Source organism: Arthrobacter sp. NPDC080073, from assembly GCF_040686575.1.
Lineage (GTDB): Bacteria > Actinomycetota > Actinomycetes > Actinomycetales > Micrococcaceae > Arthrobacter.
On the sequence record NZ_JBFBKR010000001.1, the window covers coordinates 1 to 18,242 of the forward strand.

The 18,242-nt window shown below is 65.4% G+C and carries 15 protein-coding genes; 3 read left to right on the plus strand and 12 right to left on the minus strand.

What is annotated here, in order from left to right:
* Positions 1-560: 560 nt before the first annotated feature.
* Complete coding sequence (gene tyrS / locus AB0O52_RS00005; protein ID WP_364531555.1) at positions 561-1,871, minus strand: tyrosine--tRNA ligase; 1,311 nt, start codon at positions 1,869-1,871, stop codon at positions 561-563.
* 44 nt (positions 1,872-1,915) lie between these two features.
* Positions 1,916-4,144 carry an AAA family ATPase gene (locus AB0O52_RS00010; protein WP_364531558.1) on the minus strand — a complete coding sequence of 743 codons (2,229 nt, stop codon included), beginning with the start codon at positions 4,142-4,144 and terminating at the stop codon, positions 1,916-1,918.
* A 158-nt stretch (positions 4,145-4,302) separates the two neighbouring features.
* On the opposite strand from AB0O52_RS00010, the gene AB0O52_RS00015 reads away from it, so the two are divergent.
* Positions 4,303-4,938: a GNAT family protein gene (locus AB0O52_RS00015; protein WP_364531561.1), complete on the plus strand. Its 636-nt coding sequence runs from the start codon at positions 4,303-4,305 to the stop codon at positions 4,936-4,938.
* 42 nt (positions 4,939-4,980) lie between these two features.
* Here AB0O52_RS00015 and AB0O52_RS00020 read toward each other — a convergent pair whose 3' ends face one another.
* Positions 4,981-5,643 (minus strand): DNA-3-methyladenine glycosylase, encoded by a 663-nt coding sequence (locus tag AB0O52_RS00020; RefSeq protein ID WP_364531564.1) that lies wholly within the window; start codon positions 5,641-5,643, stop codon positions 4,981-4,983.
* Positions 5,644-5,736: 93 nt separating this feature from the next.
* Here AB0O52_RS00020 and AB0O52_RS00025 point away from each other — a divergent pair, with 93 nt between their 5' ends.
* Complete coding sequence (locus AB0O52_RS00025; protein WP_364531567.1) at positions 5,737-7,302, plus strand: AlkA N-terminal domain-containing protein; 1,566 nt, start codon at positions 5,737-5,739, stop codon at positions 7,300-7,302.
* Here the strand turns inward: AB0O52_RS00025 and AB0O52_RS00030 are convergent.
* From AB0O52_RS00030 to argC, 9 genes are all read right to left on the minus strand, one after another.
* Positions 7,208-7,945, minus strand: coding sequence for a maleylpyruvate isomerase family mycothiol-dependent enzyme (locus tag AB0O52_RS00030; protein WP_364531570.1), 738 nt, complete (start codon positions 7,943-7,945; stop codon positions 7,208-7,210). The two genes, AB0O52_RS00025 and AB0O52_RS00030, sit on opposite strands and share 95 nt — an antisense overlap.
* Positions 7,946-8,116: 171 nt before the next feature.
* Positions 8,117-9,544, minus strand: coding sequence for an argininosuccinate lyase (argH, locus tag AB0O52_RS00035; protein ID WP_364531573.1), 1,428 nt, complete (start codon positions 9,542-9,544; stop codon positions 8,117-8,119).
* 5 nt (positions 9,545-9,549) lie between these two features.
* The gene (locus AB0O52_RS00040) at positions 9,550-10,755 is read right to left on the minus strand and encodes an argininosuccinate synthase (protein ID WP_364531576.1); all 1,206 of its coding nucleotides are present in this window, start codon (positions 10,753-10,755) and stop codon (positions 9,550-9,552) included.
* Positions 10,756-10,831: 76 nt separating this feature from the next.
* The gene (locus tag AB0O52_RS00045; protein ID WP_364531579.1) at positions 10,832-11,368 is read right to left on the minus strand and encodes an arginine repressor; all 537 of its coding nucleotides are present in this window, start codon (positions 11,366-11,368) and stop codon (positions 10,832-10,834) included.
* Complete coding sequence (gene argF, locus AB0O52_RS00050; protein WP_364531582.1) at positions 11,368-12,369, minus strand: ornithine carbamoyltransferase; 1,002 nt, start codon at positions 12,367-12,369, stop codon at positions 11,368-11,370. The genes AB0O52_RS00045 and argF overlap by 1 nt, the downstream gene beginning before the upstream one ends.
* Positions 12,366-13,652, minus strand: a complete 1,287-nt coding sequence (locus AB0O52_RS00055; RefSeq protein WP_364532655.1) for an acetylornithine transaminase — start codon at positions 13,650-13,652, stop codon at positions 12,366-12,368. Before AB0O52_RS00055 ends, argF begins: the two co-directional genes overlap by 4 nt.
* A gap of 107 nt (positions 13,653-13,759) precedes the next feature.
* Complete coding sequence (gene argB, locus AB0O52_RS00060; RefSeq protein ID WP_364531585.1) at positions 13,760-14,704, minus strand: acetylglutamate kinase; 945 nt, start codon at positions 14,702-14,704, stop codon at positions 13,760-13,762.
* A 12-nt stretch (positions 14,705-14,716) separates the two neighbouring features.
* Positions 14,717-15,883 (minus strand): bifunctional glutamate N-acetyltransferase/amino-acid acetyltransferase ArgJ, encoded by a 1,167-nt coding sequence (gene argJ / locus AB0O52_RS00065; RefSeq protein ID WP_364531588.1) that lies wholly within the window; start codon positions 15,881-15,883, stop codon positions 14,717-14,719.
* On the minus strand, positions 15,880-16,911 hold the full coding sequence (argC, locus tag AB0O52_RS00070; RefSeq protein ID WP_364531591.1) for an N-acetyl-gamma-glutamyl-phosphate reductase: 1,032 nt from the start codon (positions 16,909-16,911) through the stop codon (positions 15,880-15,882). The genes argJ and argC overlap by 4 nt, the downstream gene beginning before the upstream one ends.
* Before the next feature lie 188 nt (positions 16,912-17,099).
* Between argC and AB0O52_RS00075 the strand changes: the two genes are divergently transcribed.
* Positions 17,100-18,188, plus strand: a complete 1,089-nt coding sequence (locus tag AB0O52_RS00075) for an acyl-CoA desaturase (RefSeq protein ID WP_364531594.1) — start codon at positions 17,100-17,102, stop codon at positions 18,186-18,188.
* The last annotated feature ends 54 nt before the right edge of the window (positions 18,189-18,242 follow it).

Here is an 18,242-nt window from a genome sequence, read left to right on the forward strand (position 1 = left end):
CATGTGTTAAGCACGCCGCCAGCGTTCATCCTGAGCCAGGATCAAACTCTCCGTTGAAGTAAAACAAAAACAGACACAACCACAACCACCGGAAATAACGGACGGCCAGGCTGCACAAAATTTGAAACCAGCTGTAAAAAACCAGCCCCGCACCACGGAGGTGACACAGGACCAGCCAAAACAACCAATTTAATAAAAAATCGGTATCAACAAACTTGGCACACTATTGAGTTCTCAAACAACAGACACAATCCGAGTACTTCGCGGAACAAATTCGATTGAATTCGATGTTCCGTATTTCCTCGCTGCGATGCTTCTACTTTATTTCATTCATTTCAACTTTGCAAATCCAGAATTTCTCCGGAAATTCACCCAAGTGAATCGAATTTCCCCGCAGAGTCTATAAATCATCCAATTCCCAGACTATTGGTCTGAATCGGATTATTCACATTCCATGGGATTTTGTCGCAATTTATCCGCTTCAGCGGCAGCGACTCAGAAAACGATACACGCTCCCCCGGAGCCGCGCAAGTCGGCCCGGAGGAGCGTGCAATAGAAGGTCAGACGGTCACTTCGACGGTGGCCAGGTTCTTCTTCCCGCGGCGCAACAACAGGTACCGGCCGTGAAGCAGTTCCGCCTGGTCGATCACGGCGTCCGGATCGGTTACCTTGCTGTTGTTCACGTAGGCGCCGCCCTCCCCCACCGTGCGTCGGGCAGCAGACTTGCTCTCGGACAGTCCGGAAGCAACCAAGAGATCGACGATGCCCAGGCCATCCGCGCCGATCGAGGCAGACGGCAGCTCAGCCGTTGCGGACGCCAAGGTCACTTCGTCCAGAACCGAGAGATCGCCGTTGCCGAACAGCGCAGCCGAAGCAGCGATCACTTTCTCCGTCGCATCGACTCCGTGCACCAGCGAGGTGACTTCGTAGGCGAGCCTGCGCTGGCCCTCGCGGGCGAATGGGCGCTCGGCAACAGCGGTTCCGAGTTCCTCGATCTCGGCGCGGCTCAGGAAAGTGAAGACCTTGAGGCGGTCAACGACGTCGGCATCCGCGGTGTTGAGCCAGAACTGGTAGAAGGCGTAGGGGCTGCACATGTGGGCGTCCAGCCAAATGGCGTTGCCTTCGCTCTTACCGAACTTCGTTCCGTCCGAGTTGGTGATGAGGGGCGTGCCGAGGGCGTGGACAACCTTCCCATCGACCTTGCGGATGAGTTCCGTGCCGCTCGTGAGGTTGCCCCACTGGTCCGAACCGCCGGTCTGCAGCACGCAATCGTAGTCGCGGTTGAGCTGGAGGTAATCCATGCCCTGCAGGATCTGGTAGCTGAACTCGGTGTAGCTGATGCCCTCATCGGAGCTGAGGCGGGAGGCAACGGCATCCTTGCGGAGCATGGTGCCCACGCGGAAGTGCTTGCCGATTTCGCGCAGGAAATCGATGGCGCTCAAGGGCGCGGTCCAGTCAAGGTTGTTCACCATGCGTGCCGCATTGTCACCCTCGAAGCTGAGGAATCGGCGGACCTGGGCCTGAAGGTAGCCAACCCACTCCGAAACGGTGTCCTTGGTGTTCAAGGTGCGTTCCGCCGTCGGGCGCGGATCGCCGATCAGGCCGGTGGAGCCGCCCACCAGGCCGAGCGGCTTGTGGCCGGCCAACTGCAGGCGGCGCATGAGCAGGAGCTGGACAAGGTTGCCAAGGTGCAGGGACGGAGCCGTGGGATCGAAGCCACAGTAATACGTGATCGGGTCCCCGCCGAGCAGCTTTTCCAATTCCGTTTCATCAGTGGAAACGTGGATAAGGCCGCGCCATTTGAGCTCTTGCCAGATATTGGCAAAGCTCGGGTCGTTGTGCTGGGACTCGAGGTTGTTTACGTGTGACACGAGTTCTAAGTTAGCAGGATTGCGGTCGGGCTTGCTTGCTTGGCTCAGCGCTCGATGCCCGCAGGCAACGGTGCGGCGGTAATGAGGCGCAGCCGCTGCGTCGGACGCGTCATGGCGACGTAGAGATCGCCCACCTTCCGGTGTTCGTGGTTCAGCATGGCAGCAGGCTCAAGAACAACTACGCCATCGAACTCCAAGCCCTTGGCTTCCTTCGGACTGATGACCACGATGTCCTGGGAGTAGCTGCCCGCTCCGGTGCCTACGCGGTGGCCATAGACCCGACGAAGGGCGGCTGCGGCTTGCGGCAGGAGGGCGCCGTCGGCAATCACGGCGAGGAGGCCGCCGTCGATCGCTTCCAGTTCTTCCGGAAGGATTTCGACGAGCCTGTCCACTATCCCGGTTTTGTCCACGCGGTCCACGATGGGCGACCATTTGCCCTCACGGACGGCCTTCGGAGCCGAAACAACCAGCCCCGCGCGGTTCGCCATGCGGACCGCCGCTTCGGCGATCTGCGAGGGGGTGCGGTAGTTGACGGTGAGTTCTTCGAGCTGCCAGCGGTCACCGAACGACGGCGCGAGGGCACTTTGCCACGAATTCGCACCGGCAGAGGAGCTCGTCTGGGCGATGTCCCCGACGATCGTGAAGGACTTCAACGGGCAGCGGCGGACCAAAAGCCGCCACTGCATGGGCGAGAGTTCCTGGGCTTCGTCCACCACGATGTGTCCGAACGCCCACGAACGGTCGCTCGTGGCTCGCTCTGCCGCGGTCAGTCGCGTTTCGCGTTCCTGGTTCTGGTCCGCCAGTTCCTCGGCCGTCATCAACACGTCGACGCCCATGGCCTCCATGTTGACCAGGGTCTGCTTGGCGTTGGCGATGTCGCGGGCACGGTCGTGCTCTTGCTGTGCCAGTCCCCTGCCGGCGGCAGGATCCAGCTCGCCCAGGAGCTCAGCGGCCTCGTCGAGCAGCGGAACATCGGCTTCCGTCCACGGCGCATCCGCGGGACGAAGCAGGAGGGCGCGCTGCGCCGGCGTGAGGTGCGGAGTGCAGGCTTCCAGGATGGCGGGCTTGCTGAAGAGCTCGGAAACGAGCTTCTCGGGCGTCATGGGCATCCAGCACAGGTTCAGGACGATCCTGACATCGCGCGCCGAACGGACATCTTCGGCGAGGTAGGAACGGTCGGCATTGTTGCCGATGTTCGCTTCCTCGACGATCTCCGTGAGCTGCTCCGTCAGCTCGCGGAGCAGGATCTTCACGAACGTCACCCGCGCTTCGTTGTGCGGCTTGCCGGTGGCGCGCGCCCTGTCCCGGGCGCGCCGGACTTGCCGCACGGACAGCGTGAGCTTACGGGAATCGACCTCCAGGATGCGGTCCTCTGCGGGAGTCCGCTGCCGGTTGGCCACGGCATTGGCAATGACCTCCGCCATGTTCAGCTTGCCCTTGAGCGCTGCGATGTCGGGATCCGCTTCAGGGACGGCATGGATACCGGGCATGAGGCGGCCCAGGCTCGCCATGACGACGCCGGTCTCGCCGAGGGACGGCAGGACCCGCTCGATGTAGTGCATGAACGACGACGAAGGTCCAACGAGCAGCACGCCCGCTGACTTCAGGCGGTCACGGTGGGTGTACAGCAGGTAGGCGGCGCGGTGGAGCGCGACGGCCGTCTTGCCGGTACCGGGACCGCCCTGGACAACCAAGGCACCCGACATGGACGAGCGGATGATCCGGTCCTGCTCGGACTGGATGGTGCCGACGATGTCCGACATGCGGCCGGTGCGCTTGGAATTCAGGGCCGCGAGGAGTGCGCCCTCACCCTGGAGGGAGGCGTTGTCCGCCAGCATGCTGGCATCCAGGACATCGTCTTCGATCGCCTTGACCTCGCGGCCTTGCAGGATCAGGTGGCGACGACGGCGGACGCCCTGCCGGTCGAACGCGGTCGCCTGGTAGAAGTGGCCGGCTTCCGGGGCGCGCCAGTCGACCATCAGCCGCTGGAGATCCGCCGTGGACAGTCCGATGCGGCCGATGTACTGCGCCTCTCCGGAGTCCAGGTCGAGCCGTCCGAACACGAGACGGTCGTCGACGGCGTCGAGCTGGGCAAGGCGGTCCTCGTACAGTGCCGCGAAGGCGTCCCTTTCCGAAACGTTCTGCATGGTGCCGACCGCTCCGGCGCGCCGGACCTGCGCCAGCTGTTGGCGCTTTTCCTCTCGCAGCTCATCCAGGCGCGAGTAGAGACCGGCCACGTACTCCCGCTCGTGGATCAAATCAGCGTCGTGCATCGAAACGTTCCCCTATCGAAAAAGACGGACCGTCCATTCTACAGCGGTTTTGCTTGACGTGCGTGAAACTGCCCCCACGCCGGTGCGTCACGCAATGTTCACCCGGCGCTAACCTCGTGAGCTTTTCCATCCGTACCCAGTGGTGCTTCAATGCTGCAATGCAGCACGACGTTGCCCTGACCCGACACGGCATCAGCCTTGTCCCGCTCTCCCCCGCACATGCCGGTCCGCTCTTCGATTTCGTGGACTCCGGGATGTGGTCCGGCATGGCCGCCGAGCAGCCTTTGAGCGCCGCCGAACTGGCCGGACTCTTCGCGGCCCGCCTCGAAGATCCGGCAACCTTACCGTTCGCCGTCGTCGAGCAACGGACGGGAGCACTCCTCGGAACCTCCTCCCTGTGCGAGTACAGTCCCCGCCAACAGCGGCTGGAAATCGGCGGCACTTTCTACGGGCGGCCGTTCTGGGGCAGTCACGTCAATCCGGCCGCGAAGCAACTGCTGCTGGCCTACTCCTTCGATGTCCTGGACGTCCACCGGGTTGCCTTCCGCTGCGATGCCCGCAATACGCGCAGCGCCTCGGCAATCCAGCGGCTCGGGGCCAGCTACGAGGGCACGCTGCGCGGGCACCGCTTCGCTCCTGACGGCGGCCGTTGCGACACCGCCGTTTTCTCGATCCTGCGCGACGAATGGCCCCAGGTACGTGATTCGCTGCTCGGCCGCCTGGCGCCCTTCGAAGTGCCCGACAACCACTGTGCGTACGTCGCCGAACCGACCAGGACCGAACACGCCGCCTGAGGGAATCCTCCCGGGATTCCTCAGGGGCTTCTACAGCGGCTCCTACAAAGGCTTCCCGACGGCACGGCTCCGGCCCGGCTTGTAGCGGGACACCGTGGGGTCCCCGGAAAGCCAAAACCGCCACGGGTAATCGGCGGAACCGCCGTCGCCGGATACTCCGACGCGGAGACCGCTCGCGACTGCCGAGGGGGCCGCCGGCGTGACCGGAAGTTCGAGGCCGAACGGTTCAGCCAGGGCATCGCGGCCGCTGTCCGCCGTAGTCAGCCCCATTGCGGAGGCAAGCCGGGCGGGCCCGCTGGCGAGGTCGGTCAGCGACTTCGACGCCGGACGGCGGGACTGTGCCAGGGCCTGCCCGGCCACCACCTCCCCTGCCCGCAACAGCAGCGCGGACGCAACGCCGTCGGGACCGCAGACAATGTTGGCGCAATAGTGCATGCCATACGTGAAGTAGACGTATAGGTGCCCTGCCGGGCCGAACATCGGTGCGTTCCGGGGGGTGGGGCCGCCGAAGGTATGGGATCCAGGATCGGGTTGGGCCGAGCCCCGCGGACCCAGATACGCTTCCACCTCACTGAGCCGGACGGAAACCGTGCCCTCAGGAGTCCGGTGGCTCAGCACGGCGCCAAGGAGCAAAGGGGCAACGTCGCGCGGGTCTCCGGAAAGAATGGCCCGGATGGCTTCCGGGGATGCGCCTTGCGTTGTCATGCCCAGACCCTAGCAAATCCGCGGCCCGGATCCGCCGCCGGCAATGTCCGATTTCCGCTAGGAGGGGCCTGCCGATGCTGAAAGGATGAAGCCATGGACTTTTGGCAACGCTACCGTGCCATCGATGCGCGGGATCCCCGGTTCGACGGCCAGTTCTTCACCGCCGTCCGCTCGACGGGCATCTACTGCCGGCCGTCGTGCCCCGCCCGGACACCCAAGGCCGAAAACGTGACTTTCTACGAAACCTCGGCCGCCGCGCACGAGGCCGGGTACAGAGCGTGCAAACGCTGTCTTCCGGAGGCGGTTCCGGGCACGCCGGCGTGGAACGTGCGCTCGGACGTCGCCGGGAGGGCGATGCGGCTCATCAACGACGGCGCGCTCTCGCGGTTCGGCGTCGAAGGACTCGCCTCCAGGCTGGGCTACTCTTCCCGCCAGCTCAACAGGATCCTCAGCCATGAACTCGGCGCCGGTCCGCTGTCCTTGGCGCGGGCCCGCCGTGCGCAGACCGCCAGGACGCTCTTGGTCTCCACCTCGATGAAACTCTCGGACGTGGCGTTCGCAGCCGGGTTCAACAGTGTCCGGCAGTTCAACGACACCATCAACGAGGTCTTCTCCCTGACTCCCACTGCGCTCCGGGCCACCGCGAAGCCCTTGGGCCACCAAGGCAGGCAAGGCGAGGCTACCGCCCTGACCCTCAACCTGCCATACCGGGAGCCTTTCGATACGGGGATTTTCGATTTCCTCGCGGCCCGCGCGGTTCCCGGCGTCGAGCTGGCGAGCGCAAGCAGTTATACGCGAACCCTCCGCTTGCCCCGCGGCAATGCGGTCTTCACGGTGGATTACGACGCCGGGGCGCGCGGCGGCGCGCTGACCCTCGCCGTCAGTACGGTGGATCTTCACGATCTTCCCGTACTCCTCAGCCGGGTGCGGCGATTGTTCGATCTCGACGCCGATCCCGTGGCCATCGACGAGGCGTTGGCCGCCGATGCCAGGCTCGGTCCGTCTGTCCGCGATACGCCCGGGATCAGGGTCCCGGGCGCAGTGGATCCCCAGGAACTCCTCGTCCGCGCAATGATCGGCCAGCAAATCACGGTAGCCGCAGCCCGCACGGCGTTGACCCAGCTTTCCGACGCCGGAACCCGTCTGCCGGAAGGGCACGGCGGACGCGCTCCGGGCCTGGATCGCCTCTTTCCCACGGCCGAGGAGATCGCCCGCTCGGGCCGGGAACTGCTGAAGGGTCCGCAGCGCCGCATAGATTCCGTGCTGGCCGCGGCGGCAGCCATGGCCAGCGGGGAGCTCGACTTCGGCTACGGCGATGACCCCCATACGCTAGCGGACAAACTGTTGCCGCTGCCCGGCGTCGGACCCTGGACCGTGGGCTATGTGGCGATGAGGGTCATCGGCGACCCGGACGTCTTCCTCGCCAACGATGCGGCAGTCCGGAACGGCCTCAAGAACCTGGCGGCCTCGGAAGGCCTGCCTGCCGACTTCCGCAACGTGAGCCCGTGGCGTTCCTACGCCACGATGCACTTGTGGCGGGCAGCGGCAAGCAAACGCGCCGGCGTTAGTGGGCCGCGGGAACGCTCGATGGCCACGGGAGAAGTTCCGGCAGGTCAACGCCGTCCGCGTCGGCAGAGGCCCGCAGGCTCCCCAGGTTAGGCGTCCGGCCGGCGAGCCAGGCTGCGATATCCGTGATCATTCCGTTGATGGCGACGGACTGCCGGCCGGAGCCGATGACCAGCTGCGGAAGACCCAGTGGCTGAAGCACGAGCTTCTGGTCGGCCGGGACACGGGCCGAGAGGAAATCGAAGAGATGCTCGCAGAATTGCCGGCTCCAGACCTCCGGGCCGCGGCCGACTCCCAGATCCGAGACGTGGATGACCAGTTCGCGCCAGAGCGCCAGGCCGCCATCGAGCACTGTTCCATTCCGGAAGCTGATCCGGGTGTTCCAGCCGGACTCCACGAGTCCGTCGAAGGCCCTCAGTGCCCGCGAGAGGGCAGCTTCCGTAGCGGCACGGTGTTCAGCGAGGCTGTGGCTCGCCGCCAGCTCGATGGCCTTCGTACGGCCCTCGTAGCCGCCGTCGTAGAGGTCGATGGTCTCACCGCGGGCTGCGTATTCCAGCTGGCGGGCCATGGCGTTGGAGATGCCGGCAATGTGGGCCAGCACGTGGCCGCGGGTCCACCCGGGCAGCTCGGAGGGAGCTGCGACATCGGCCTCGTCGAGCTTGGCGACAACGTCGGTGACAGTTCCGGCGGCTTTGTGGAGCTCGGCAAGAAGCGCTGAGGTAGTGATCTCGGTCATAGCGCCATAGTATCCGACAGGGTTAACGCCCGTTAACGGACAACGCTCGCTCAGCTATGGCTCGAAAACCTCCAACGCTCCTGCAGCTACTGCAGGCGCGTTGTCGGAAAACGGCCCAACGGTGAGCGAGCGTTGGCCGGAAACGGCCCAAAGGTGAGCGAGCGTTGGTGTCTAGGCCGCGTACTTCCGTACCGCTGCGAGTTCTGCTTCGAGGGCAAGCAGTTGGCGCTCGACGGCGGCCGGGGCCGTTCCGCCCTGGGAGTTGCGGCTGTTGAGCGAGCCTTCGGTGCTGAGCACGGTGCGGACCTCGGGGGTCAGGTGCGCGGAAATGCCCGCGTACTCTTCGTCCGTGAGGTCCCACAGTTCAACGCTGCGTCCTTCAGCCAGCTTCACCGCGGCGCCGGAGAGCTCGTGCGCCTCCCGGAACGGCACACCCTGGCGGACCAGCCACTCGGCGATGTCCGTGGCAAGCGCGAAGCCCTGCGGTGCCAAGGATGCCATGCGCCCGGTGTTGAAGGTGAGCGTGGCAATCATGCCGGACACGGCCGGGAGCAGCACTTCCAAGGTGTCCGCGGCGTCGAAAACCGGTTCCTTGTCTTCCTGCAGATCGCGGTTGTACGCGAGCGGCAGGCCCTTGAGCGTTGCCAACAGGCCGGCCAGGTTGCCAATGAGGCGCCCTGCCTTGCCGCGGGCGAGTTCGGCGACATCCGGGTTCTTCTTCTGCGGCATGATCGAGGACCCCGTGGAGTACGAATCATGAAGCGTCACGAAGGAGAACTCCTTGGTGGCCCACACGATGATTTCCTCGGAGACCCGCGACAGGTCGATGCCGATCATCGAGCAGATCCATGCGAACTCGGCGAAGACATCCCGCGAGGCGGTGCCGTCGATCGAGTTGTGGACCGCCGAGAAGAACCCGAGATCGGCGGCGACTGCCTCAGGGTCCAGGCCGAGCGAGGAACCGGCCAAGGCACCGGAACCATACGGGGAGACACCGGCGCGCTTGTCCCAGTCCTGGAACCGCTGCACGTCGCGCAACAATGCCCAGGCGTGGGCCAGCAGGTGGTGGCTCAACAGGACAGGCTGGGCATGCTGCAGGTGCGTCCGTCCAGGCATGGCCACGCCCTGGTGGGCCTTGGCCTGCTCAACGAGGGCGTCGATCGTGGCAAGCACGCCGCGGGCGATGATGCGGGCATGGTCGCGCAGGAACATCCGGCCCAGCGTGGCCACCTGGTCGTTGCGCGAACGCCCGGCCCGGAGCTTGCCGCCCAACTGGGTTCCCGCGCGCTCAATGAGCCCGCGTTCGAGGGAACCGTGCACGTCCTCGTCGCTCTCGGCAGGCTGGTAGGCGCCGCTCGCGACGTCGTCATCCAGCAGGGTGAGCGCCGCGAGCATGCCTTCGAGTTCGCCGTCGTCGAGCAGACCGGCCTTGTGCAGCACGCGCGCGTGCGCCTTGGAACCGGCGATGTCGTAGCGGGCCAGCCGCCAGTCGAAGTGCGTGGACTTGCTCAGCGCGGCAAGCGCATCTGCGGGGCCGCCGGCGAACCGGCCGCCCCACAGCGCGCCGGTGTTTGTCGCTTCAGATTTTGGCTCAGCCACAGGGGCTACTTTCCCGCAACCCGCAGGTCGCGGCCTGCGGCGACCTTGGAGGACATTCCCCACAGCTCAATGAAGCCCTTGGCCTGCGACTGGTCGAAGGTGTCGCCGGTGTCGTAGGTGGCGAGGTCGAAGTCGTAGAGCGAGGTGTCGGATCGGCGGCCGTTGACGATGGCCTGGCCGCCATGAAGGACCATGCGGATGTCGCCGGACACGTACTTCTGGGTGTCCTCGATGAAAGCGTCCAGGGAGCGCTTGAGCGGGGAGAACCACTGGCCGTCGTAGACCAGCTCGGACCACCGCTGGCCGACGGTGGCCTTGAAGCGCGCCTGCTCGCGCTCGATGGTGACGTCCTCGAGGTGCTTGTGAGCGGTGATGAGGGCCATGGCGCCGGGAGCTTCGTAGATCTCCCGGGACTTGATGCCGACCAGGCGGTCCTCGACGACGTCGATGCGGCCAACGCCCTGGGCACCGGCGCGGCGGTTCAGTTCCTGGATGACCTGCAGCGGAGTGCGCTTGACCCCGTCGACGGCCACCGGGATGCCGGCTTCGAAGGTAATGGTGACTTCGTCCGGTGCCGGCGGGAACTCCGGGGTGGCCGTGTAGTCGTAGATGTCCTTGGTGGGAGCGTTCCAGATGTCCTCGAGGTAGCCGGTTTCGACGGCGCGTCCCCAGACGTTCTGGTCGATCGAGTACGGGTTTTTCTTGGTGGTCTCGATCGGCAGTCCCTTTTCCTCGGCGAAGGCAATGGCCTTGTCGCGGGTCAGGGCGAGGTCGCGGACGGGTGCGATGCACTTCAAGTCCGGGCCAAGGGTCTGGATGCCGACCTCGAAGCGGACCTGGTCGTTGCCCTTGCCCGTGCAACCGTGCGCAACGGTGGTGGCACCGAATTCGCGGGCGGCCTTGACGAGGTGCTTGACGATCACGGGGCGTGAGATCGCCGAAACCAGCGGGTAGTGGCCCTGGTAGAGGGCGTTGGCCTTCAGCGTGGGCATGGCGTATTCGTTGGCGAATTCGTCGCGGGCGTCGGCCACGTAGGCCTCGACGGCGCCGCAGCCGAGGGCACGCTGGCGGATGGTCTCCAGCGACTCGCCGCCCTGTCCGACGTCGACGGCCACGGCGATGACCTCGGCACCGGTGGCTTCACCGATCCAGCCGATGGCTACGGAAGTATCAAGGCCACCGGAGTAGGCCAGAACAATGCGCTCAGTCACGAGAGTGCTCCTTTGTTGTTGCTTGGTTCTTTTGAGTCGAATGCTTGGGTCGGGCCGAAGGCCCGGGTGGAACAGATCAGTTCCCCGGTCCGGCTTCCTGGGCCAGCTGAAGGAATCTGGCTGCCAGTTCGGCGCCGCCGTCCGGATCCCTGGCAACCAAAAGCAAGGTGTCGTCGCCTGCGATCGTACCCAATACAGACGGCATCACCGAGTGGTCGATTGCCAGGGCGAGGAAGTTGGCGGCACCTGGCGGCGTCCGCAGCACCACGATGTTGCCCGAAGCCTCGGCGGTGACCAGTAGCTCGCCGCAGAGGCGCGACAAGCGCGCGTCCAGGATTTCCTGGGTGACACCGCTCTTTGCATTGCGGTCGCCACCCTCGCCGGGCACCGCGTACACCAGGGCACCGTCCTTGCCGCGCACGCGGACCGCCCCGAGTTCCACCAGGTCCCTGGAGAGGGTCGCCTGGGTGACCTGCACGCCGTCGTCCGCCAACAAAGCTGCGAGCTCGGCTTGCGAGCGCACCGACTGGCCGGTCAGGATCGCGGTGATCCGCGCCTGCCGGGCGGTCTTTGTGGCGGGGCTGGCGCCTTGTGACGCAGGATGGATGGACACTAGAACGTGCTCTCGCCAGTGCCTTCAACGGGGGAAAGGCCGTCGACGAAGGCGAGTCCCGACTTATGCATCAGCCACGCCATGAGCGCCTTCTGCGCGTGCAAGCGGTTCTCCGCCTCGTCCCAGACGATGGACTGGGGCCCGTCGATCACGCCGGCGGAGATTTCGTAGCCGCGGTAGGCGGGCAGGCAGTGGAGCACGACGGCGTCCGGCGCGGCGTGCGCCATGGCCGCCTCGTCCACGGAGTACTCGCGGAAGAGCTGCATGCGCGCTTCTTTTTCGGCTTCCTGGCCCATGGACACCCAGGTATCGGTCGCGACGACGTCGGCACCGTCGAGGGCTTCCGTGGCGTCGGTGGTGATCAGTACGGAACCGCCGGTCTCGGCGGCGCGCTCCTGCGCAGCAGCAACGATCCCGGCGGCCGGCAGGTAGCCTTCCGGGCCCGAGATCCTGACGTGCATGCCCGCCGTGACGCCTGCCAGCAGGTAGGAGTTGGCCATGTTGTTCGCGGCGTCGCCCAGGTAAGCCATCGTCAGGCCCTTGAGTTCGCCTTTGTGCTCTTTGACCGCCAGGAGGTCTGCCAGAAGCTGGCAGGGGTGGTAGTCATCGCACAGGGCGTTGATGACGGGAACCTTGGAGTTTTCGGCCATGGCTACGAGGCCGGAGTGCGCCGAGGTGCGCCACACGATGGTGGAGACCATGCGTTCGAGGACCTTCGCGGTGTCTTCCACGGATTCCTTGTGCCCGATCTGCGCCTCGCCGGGATTGATGATGAGCGCGTTGCCGCCCATGTCGGCAATGCCGGTTGCGAAGGACACCCGGGTACGGGTGGAGGTCTTGTCGAAGATGACCGCGACGGTCTTGCGCCCGTTGCCGTCCGCTGCGAATGGTTGGACGCTGTACGGGGCGGCCTTCATCCGGACTGCGAGGTCAAGCACTTCGGCTTGCTCGGCCGGGGTGAGATCCGTGTCCTTGAGGAAGTGACGTGTGGTGCTGTTCACTGTGCGTCCTTAGCGGTCAGGGGTGCAGCGGCCGGGGATGCAGCGGTCGGGGATGAAGCGGCCACGGGTGCAGCCGCCTTGATGATGCCCGGCAGCGCGTCAAGGAAGCTGTCGGCTTGCTCAGTGGTGAGGATGAGCGGCGGAGCCAGCCGGATAGTACGCGGGCCGGGGCTGTTGATGATGAATCCTGCGTCGAGCGCGGCGGTCACCATGGCGGGCGCGATGTCGGCGTCAACGTCGAAACCGATCAGGAGGCCTTCGCCCCGCACTTCGGTGACGGCGTCGACATCGGACAGTCCGGCCCGCAGCCGGGCGCCGACGGCGAGCACGTTCGCGAGCACGCCCTGGTTTTCGATGGCATGCAAGGTGGCGAGGGCGGCGGCCGTTGCCACCGGGTTCCCGCCGAACGTGGTGCCGTGCTGGCCCGCGGTCAGGAGGGACGACGTCGGCTCGCCGAAGGTGATGAGCGCGCCGACCGGGAAGCCGCCGCCCAGGCCCTTCGCGAGGGTCACGGCGTCGGGGACGATTCCGGCGTCTTCGCTGGCCAACCATTTGCCGGTCCGGCCGATGCCGGTCTGGACCTCGTCCAGGATCAGCAGCGCCCCGGCCGCGGTGGTGGCTTCGCGGGCCGCCCGCAAGTACTCGACACTGAGCGGGCGGACGCCGGCTTCGCCCTGGATGGGCTCGAGGAACACTGCGGCCGTGGTTTCGTCGACGGCGGCACGGAGGGCCTCGATGTCGCCGAACGGGATGTGCACCACGCCGCCGGGCAACGGCTCGAACGGCGCCCGGTACGCTTCCTTGGCGGTCAAGGCGAGCGCACCCATCGTGCGGCCGTGGAAGGCACCTTCAAGGGCGATGATCTTGGTGCGTTTGGCTGACTTTGCACCGGCGGGGGATTCACTGTTGCGCCGCGCCAGTTTGAACGCGGCCTCGTTGGCTTCCGTGCCGGAGTTGGCGAAGAACACCTTGGATCCGGCGGGAGCCTTGGTGATGGCCAGCAGTTTCTCGGCGAGCGCGATCTGCGTGGGGCTCGTGAAGAAATTGGAGACGTGGCCCAGGGTGGCCAGCTGGCTTGCGATCACCGAGGTGACGAACGGGTGGGCATGGCCCAGGGCGTTCACGGCAATGCCACCCAGGAGGTCCAGGTATTCCTTGCCATCGGCGTCCCACACCAGGGCCCCTGCCCCACGGACCAGGACCCGCTGCGGGGTGCCGAAGACCCCCATGAGCGAAGAAGAGTAGCGGGCCAGCCAGTCGGCTCCGCTACTCACCCCTGTCATGGCGGAAGCTTTGGTGGCCGATCCGGCGATGGGGGCCCGGGTGTGGTCGGGCACCGCGGAGCGGGCGGGGCCCCTATCGCCGGTCGGGCTCAGGCCAACAGTTTCGTTCATGAGTTCACTTCCTCGTCGGGGACAACCTGGGTTCCGATGCCCGCGGTCGTAAAGGTTTCCAGGAGCATGGAGTGCGGGAGGCGGCCGTCCACAATGTGGGCCCGCTCCACTCCTTCGTCGATGGCCTTCAAACAGGCAGCCATTTTCGGGATCATGCCGGACTCGAGGCGCGGCAACATCTCCCGCAACTCCGTGGCCGTCAGCGAGGAGATGAGCGAGGACTTGTCCGGCCAGTTGGCGTAGAGGCCCTCGACGTCGGTCAGGATGACGAGCTTGGATGCGCCCAGCGCCGAGGCAACCGCCGCTGCAGCGGTGTCCGCGTTGACGTTGAGGACCTGCCCGGTGGTGGAGCCCGTGCCGTCCCCTTCGTCAATGATCTCGGGGGCGACCGTGGAAATCACAGGGATGCGGCCGGCGTCGAGGATGTCCTCGATACCCGTGGGATCAACACCCACCACTTCGCCAACGAGGCCGAGGTCCACTTCTTCCCCGTCCACTACGGTGCCGGTGCGCACGGCACGCAGGAGTCCGCCGTCCTCACCGGACATGCCCACGGCATAGGGGCCGTGGGAGTTGATGAGGCCCACGAGTTCGCGGCCCACTTGTCCGGTGAGCACCATGCGGACCACGTCCATGGCTTCGGGGGTGGTGACGCGCAGGCCGCCCTTGAATTCGGATTCGATGCCTAGCCGGCCGAGCATCGAGTTGATCTGCGGTCCACCCCCATGCACTACGACAGGGTGGATACCCACGTGGTGCAGGAAGACGATGTCCTCGGCGAAGGCGCGTCGGAGTTCCTCGTTGACCATGGCGTTGCCGCCGTACTTGATCACCATGGTGGTGCCCGCGAAGCGCTGGATCCACGGCAGCGCCTCGATCAGGGTTGCGGCCTTGTCCTGGGCATCGCTCATCGACGTATTTTCGCGGGTGTGCGCAGTCATGCTCATCCCCGCCTAGCTCGAGTAGGCGCTGTTCTCATGCACGTACTCGTGCGTGAGATCGTTGGTCCAGATGGTGGCCTCGGCGTCGCCGGCCTGCAGGTCGATTTCCACGAGAACCTCGCGGGGCTCGAGATCAACCAGGCTGCGGTCGTCGCCGATGCTGCCGTTGCGGCAGATCTGGATGCCGTTCATCGAGACGTTGAGCTGGTCCGGTTCGAAGACGGCGTCCGTGGTACCCACCGCGGACAGGACCCGGCCCCAGTTCGGGTCCTTGCCGAAGATGGCGGTCTTGAAGAGGTTGGAGCGGGCCACGGAGCGGCTGACGATTTCGGCGTCGCGTTCGCTCGCCGCGTTGAACGTACGGATGGCGATGTCGTGGCTTGCGCCTTCGGCGTCGCCGATCAACTTGCGGGCAAGCTCGGCACACACCTGGGTGATTCCGGCGCCAAGCTGTTCGGCGGACGGGATGGCCTCGGAGGCCCCGGAGGCCAGAAGGACAACCGTGTCGTTGGTGGACATGCAACCGTCCGAATCCGTGCGGTCGAAGGTGACGCGCGCGGCGTCGCGAAGCACAACGTCGAGCTCTTCCGCCGGGACCTGGGCATCAGTGGTGAGCACCACCAGCATGGTCGCCAGCCCCGGCGCCAGCATGCCGGCGCCCTTCGCGATGCCTCCGACCGTGAACGTGTTGCCTGTGGCATCGGTGCCGGTGAAGACTGCTTCCTTCGCCACGCTGTCCGTGGTCATGATCGCCGTGGCTGCGGCGGGACCGCCGTTCTCGGAAAGCTCCGCGAATGCTGCGTCGATGCCCGGGATGATTTTGTCCATGGGCAGTTGCTCGCCGATGAGTCCGGTGGAGCAGACCACGACGTCGGACGCAGAGATCCCGAGGACGGACGCCACTTTCTCGGCGGTTGCGTGCGTATTCTGGAATCCCTGCGGACCGGTGCACGCGTTGGCCCCGCCGGAATTGAGCACCACTGCGTCGACGCGCCCGTCGGAGAGAACCTGGCGGGACCAGTGCACGGGAGCCGCGGCGACGCGGTTGGAGGTGAAAACGGCTGCTGCGGCTTTCAGGGGGCCGTCGTTGACAACTAGGGCGAGATCGGGATTGCCCGATGCCTTGATGCCGGCTTTGACGCCGGCGGCCCGGAATCCCTGGGGGGCGGTGATGGTCACGGGGCGACTCCTTGGACGTTGAGGCCGGCGGATTCGTCCAGGCCGAGGGCAATATTCATGGACTGCACGGCGCCGCCGGCGGTCCCTTTGGTCAGGTTGTCGATGGCGCACGTGACAACCACGCGGCCGGAGTGCTCGTCGAAGGCCAACTGCATGACGGCGTGGTTGGAACCCTGCACCGATTTGGTGGCGGGCCACTGGCCTTCGGGCAACAAATGGACGAACGGTTCGTCGTCGTACGCTTCAGTCCAGGCGCTGCGGAGTTCGGCAGCGGTGACGCCGGCCTTGACCTTGGCTGTCGCCGTGCTCAGGATGCCGCGGCTCATGGGCGCGAGGGTGGGAGTGAAAGACACGGTGACGGGTTCACCGGCGGCGTTGGAAAGTCCTTGTTCGATCTCGGGGGTGTGGCGGTGTCCGCCGCCCACGCCGTAAGGACTCATGGAGCCCATGACCTCGGAACCGATGAGGTTCACCTTGGCCGCCTTGCCCGCGCCCGAGGTTCCGGAAGCGGAAACGATCACGACGTCCTCCGGCTGGAGGAGCTTGTGGGCGAAGCCGGGCGTGAGGGCGAGGAGGGCCGACGTCGGGTAGCAGCCGGGAACGGCAATCCGCTTCGCACCCTTGAGCGCGTCGCGCTGGCCGGGGAGTTCCGGCAACCCGTAAGGCCAGGTCCCGGCATGGGCGGAGCCGTAGAACTTTTCCCACGCAGCGGGGTCTTCGAGGCGGTGGTCCGCGCCGGCGTCGATCACCAGCGTGCCTTCCGGCAACTGTGCTGCGATCCCAGCCGAGGCTCCGTGCGGGAGCGCCAGGAACACCACGTCATGGCCGGCGAGATTTTCCACGCTGGTGTCCTCGAGAATCCGGCTGGCCAAACCATGGAGATGCGGCTGCAACTCCCCTAGTCTGGAACCGGCGTTGCTGTGCGCTGTGATGGCACCTATGGTGACGTCCGGATGCCCTGCCAGGAGGCGCAGCACCTCTCCCCCGGCGTAGCCGCTGGCACCGGAGACGGCAACAGAAATAGTCATGGCAAGACTATACAGCAAAACTATTCATGGTTGCCGATATTTATGCATGCCTTTTTCGATGCCCGGCCGAGGTCCCCTCGTCTCGGCAGAGCCGACCAGAGGGCGTATGCTGAATAGAGGGTGATCTAGACCGTGCAGCCGATCGTCGGTTGCAGCGTTGCCCGTTATTTATTACGGGGCAACTGCATATGTCACTGACCTCCACCACGGAACGTCCTCATAAGGGCGTCCGGCAACCGAACGCCGTCGTGCTCAGCTATTCCGAACTGCTCAAGACTGTCCGGGCGGAAGGGCTTTTGAAGCGCCGCGTCGGCTTCTATATCAGCGTTTTTGCGTCCTTGGTCCTCTTGCTGACCGGAACCTGGTTCGGCTTCGCGCTGATCGGCCCCAGCTGGTACCAGCTTCTCATCGCCGCGGCCCTGGGCGTCCTTTGTACCCAGTTGAGCTTCCTGGCCCATGAGGCAGGCCACCGCCAGATTTTTGCCTCCCGCAGGGCCAATGACTGGTCCGCGCGCCTCCTGGCCACTTCGGTTGCCGGTATCAGCTACTCCTGGTGGGAACAGAAGCACGGCGCGCACCACAACAACCCGAACGTCATTTCCAAGGACCCGGACATCAAGACCGGAGCCTTGGCCTTCCACGTTGAAGCCGCCGCGGGCAGGCAGGGACGCTTCGCGTTCCTCACGCGCAGGCAAGGCTGGTTCTTCTTCCCGCTCCTCATGCTGCTGGGCATCAGCCTGCAGTGGGAGTCCTTGATGTACATCCTGCGGCCCGGAGCCATCAAGCACCGCTGGGTGGAGACGCCCATCCTTCTGGCACGGCTTCTCGCTCTTCCGGTCCTTGCCTTCACCTTCCTGCCGCTTGGCATGGCATTTGCCTTCCTCGGCGTCCAGATCATGGTGTTCGGCTTCTACATGGGCGCTTCCTTCGCCCCGAACCACAAGGGCATGCCGGTTCTGCCCACCGACTCGCGAGTGGATTTCCTGCGTCGCCAGATTCTGACTGCCAGGAACATCTCCGGCGGACCCTTCATGAACATCCTCCTGGGCGGCCTCAACCACCAGGCGGAACACCACCTCTTCCCAGACATGGCCCGTCCCCACTTGCGCCGCGCCTCGGAGATCGTTCGAAGCTACTGCGAAAAGCACTCCATTGCCTACACCGAAACCACGTTGATGCAGTCGTACGCCATCGTCGTACGCTACCTCAATGAGGTAGGGCTCGCCGCCGGCCGCGGCTTTGACTGCCCTGTTGCTTCCGCGCACGGCAGGGGCTGACACGCCCGAAGACCGCCGGGACACATTACGGCGAACCACGGCCCCAAGCCGCTG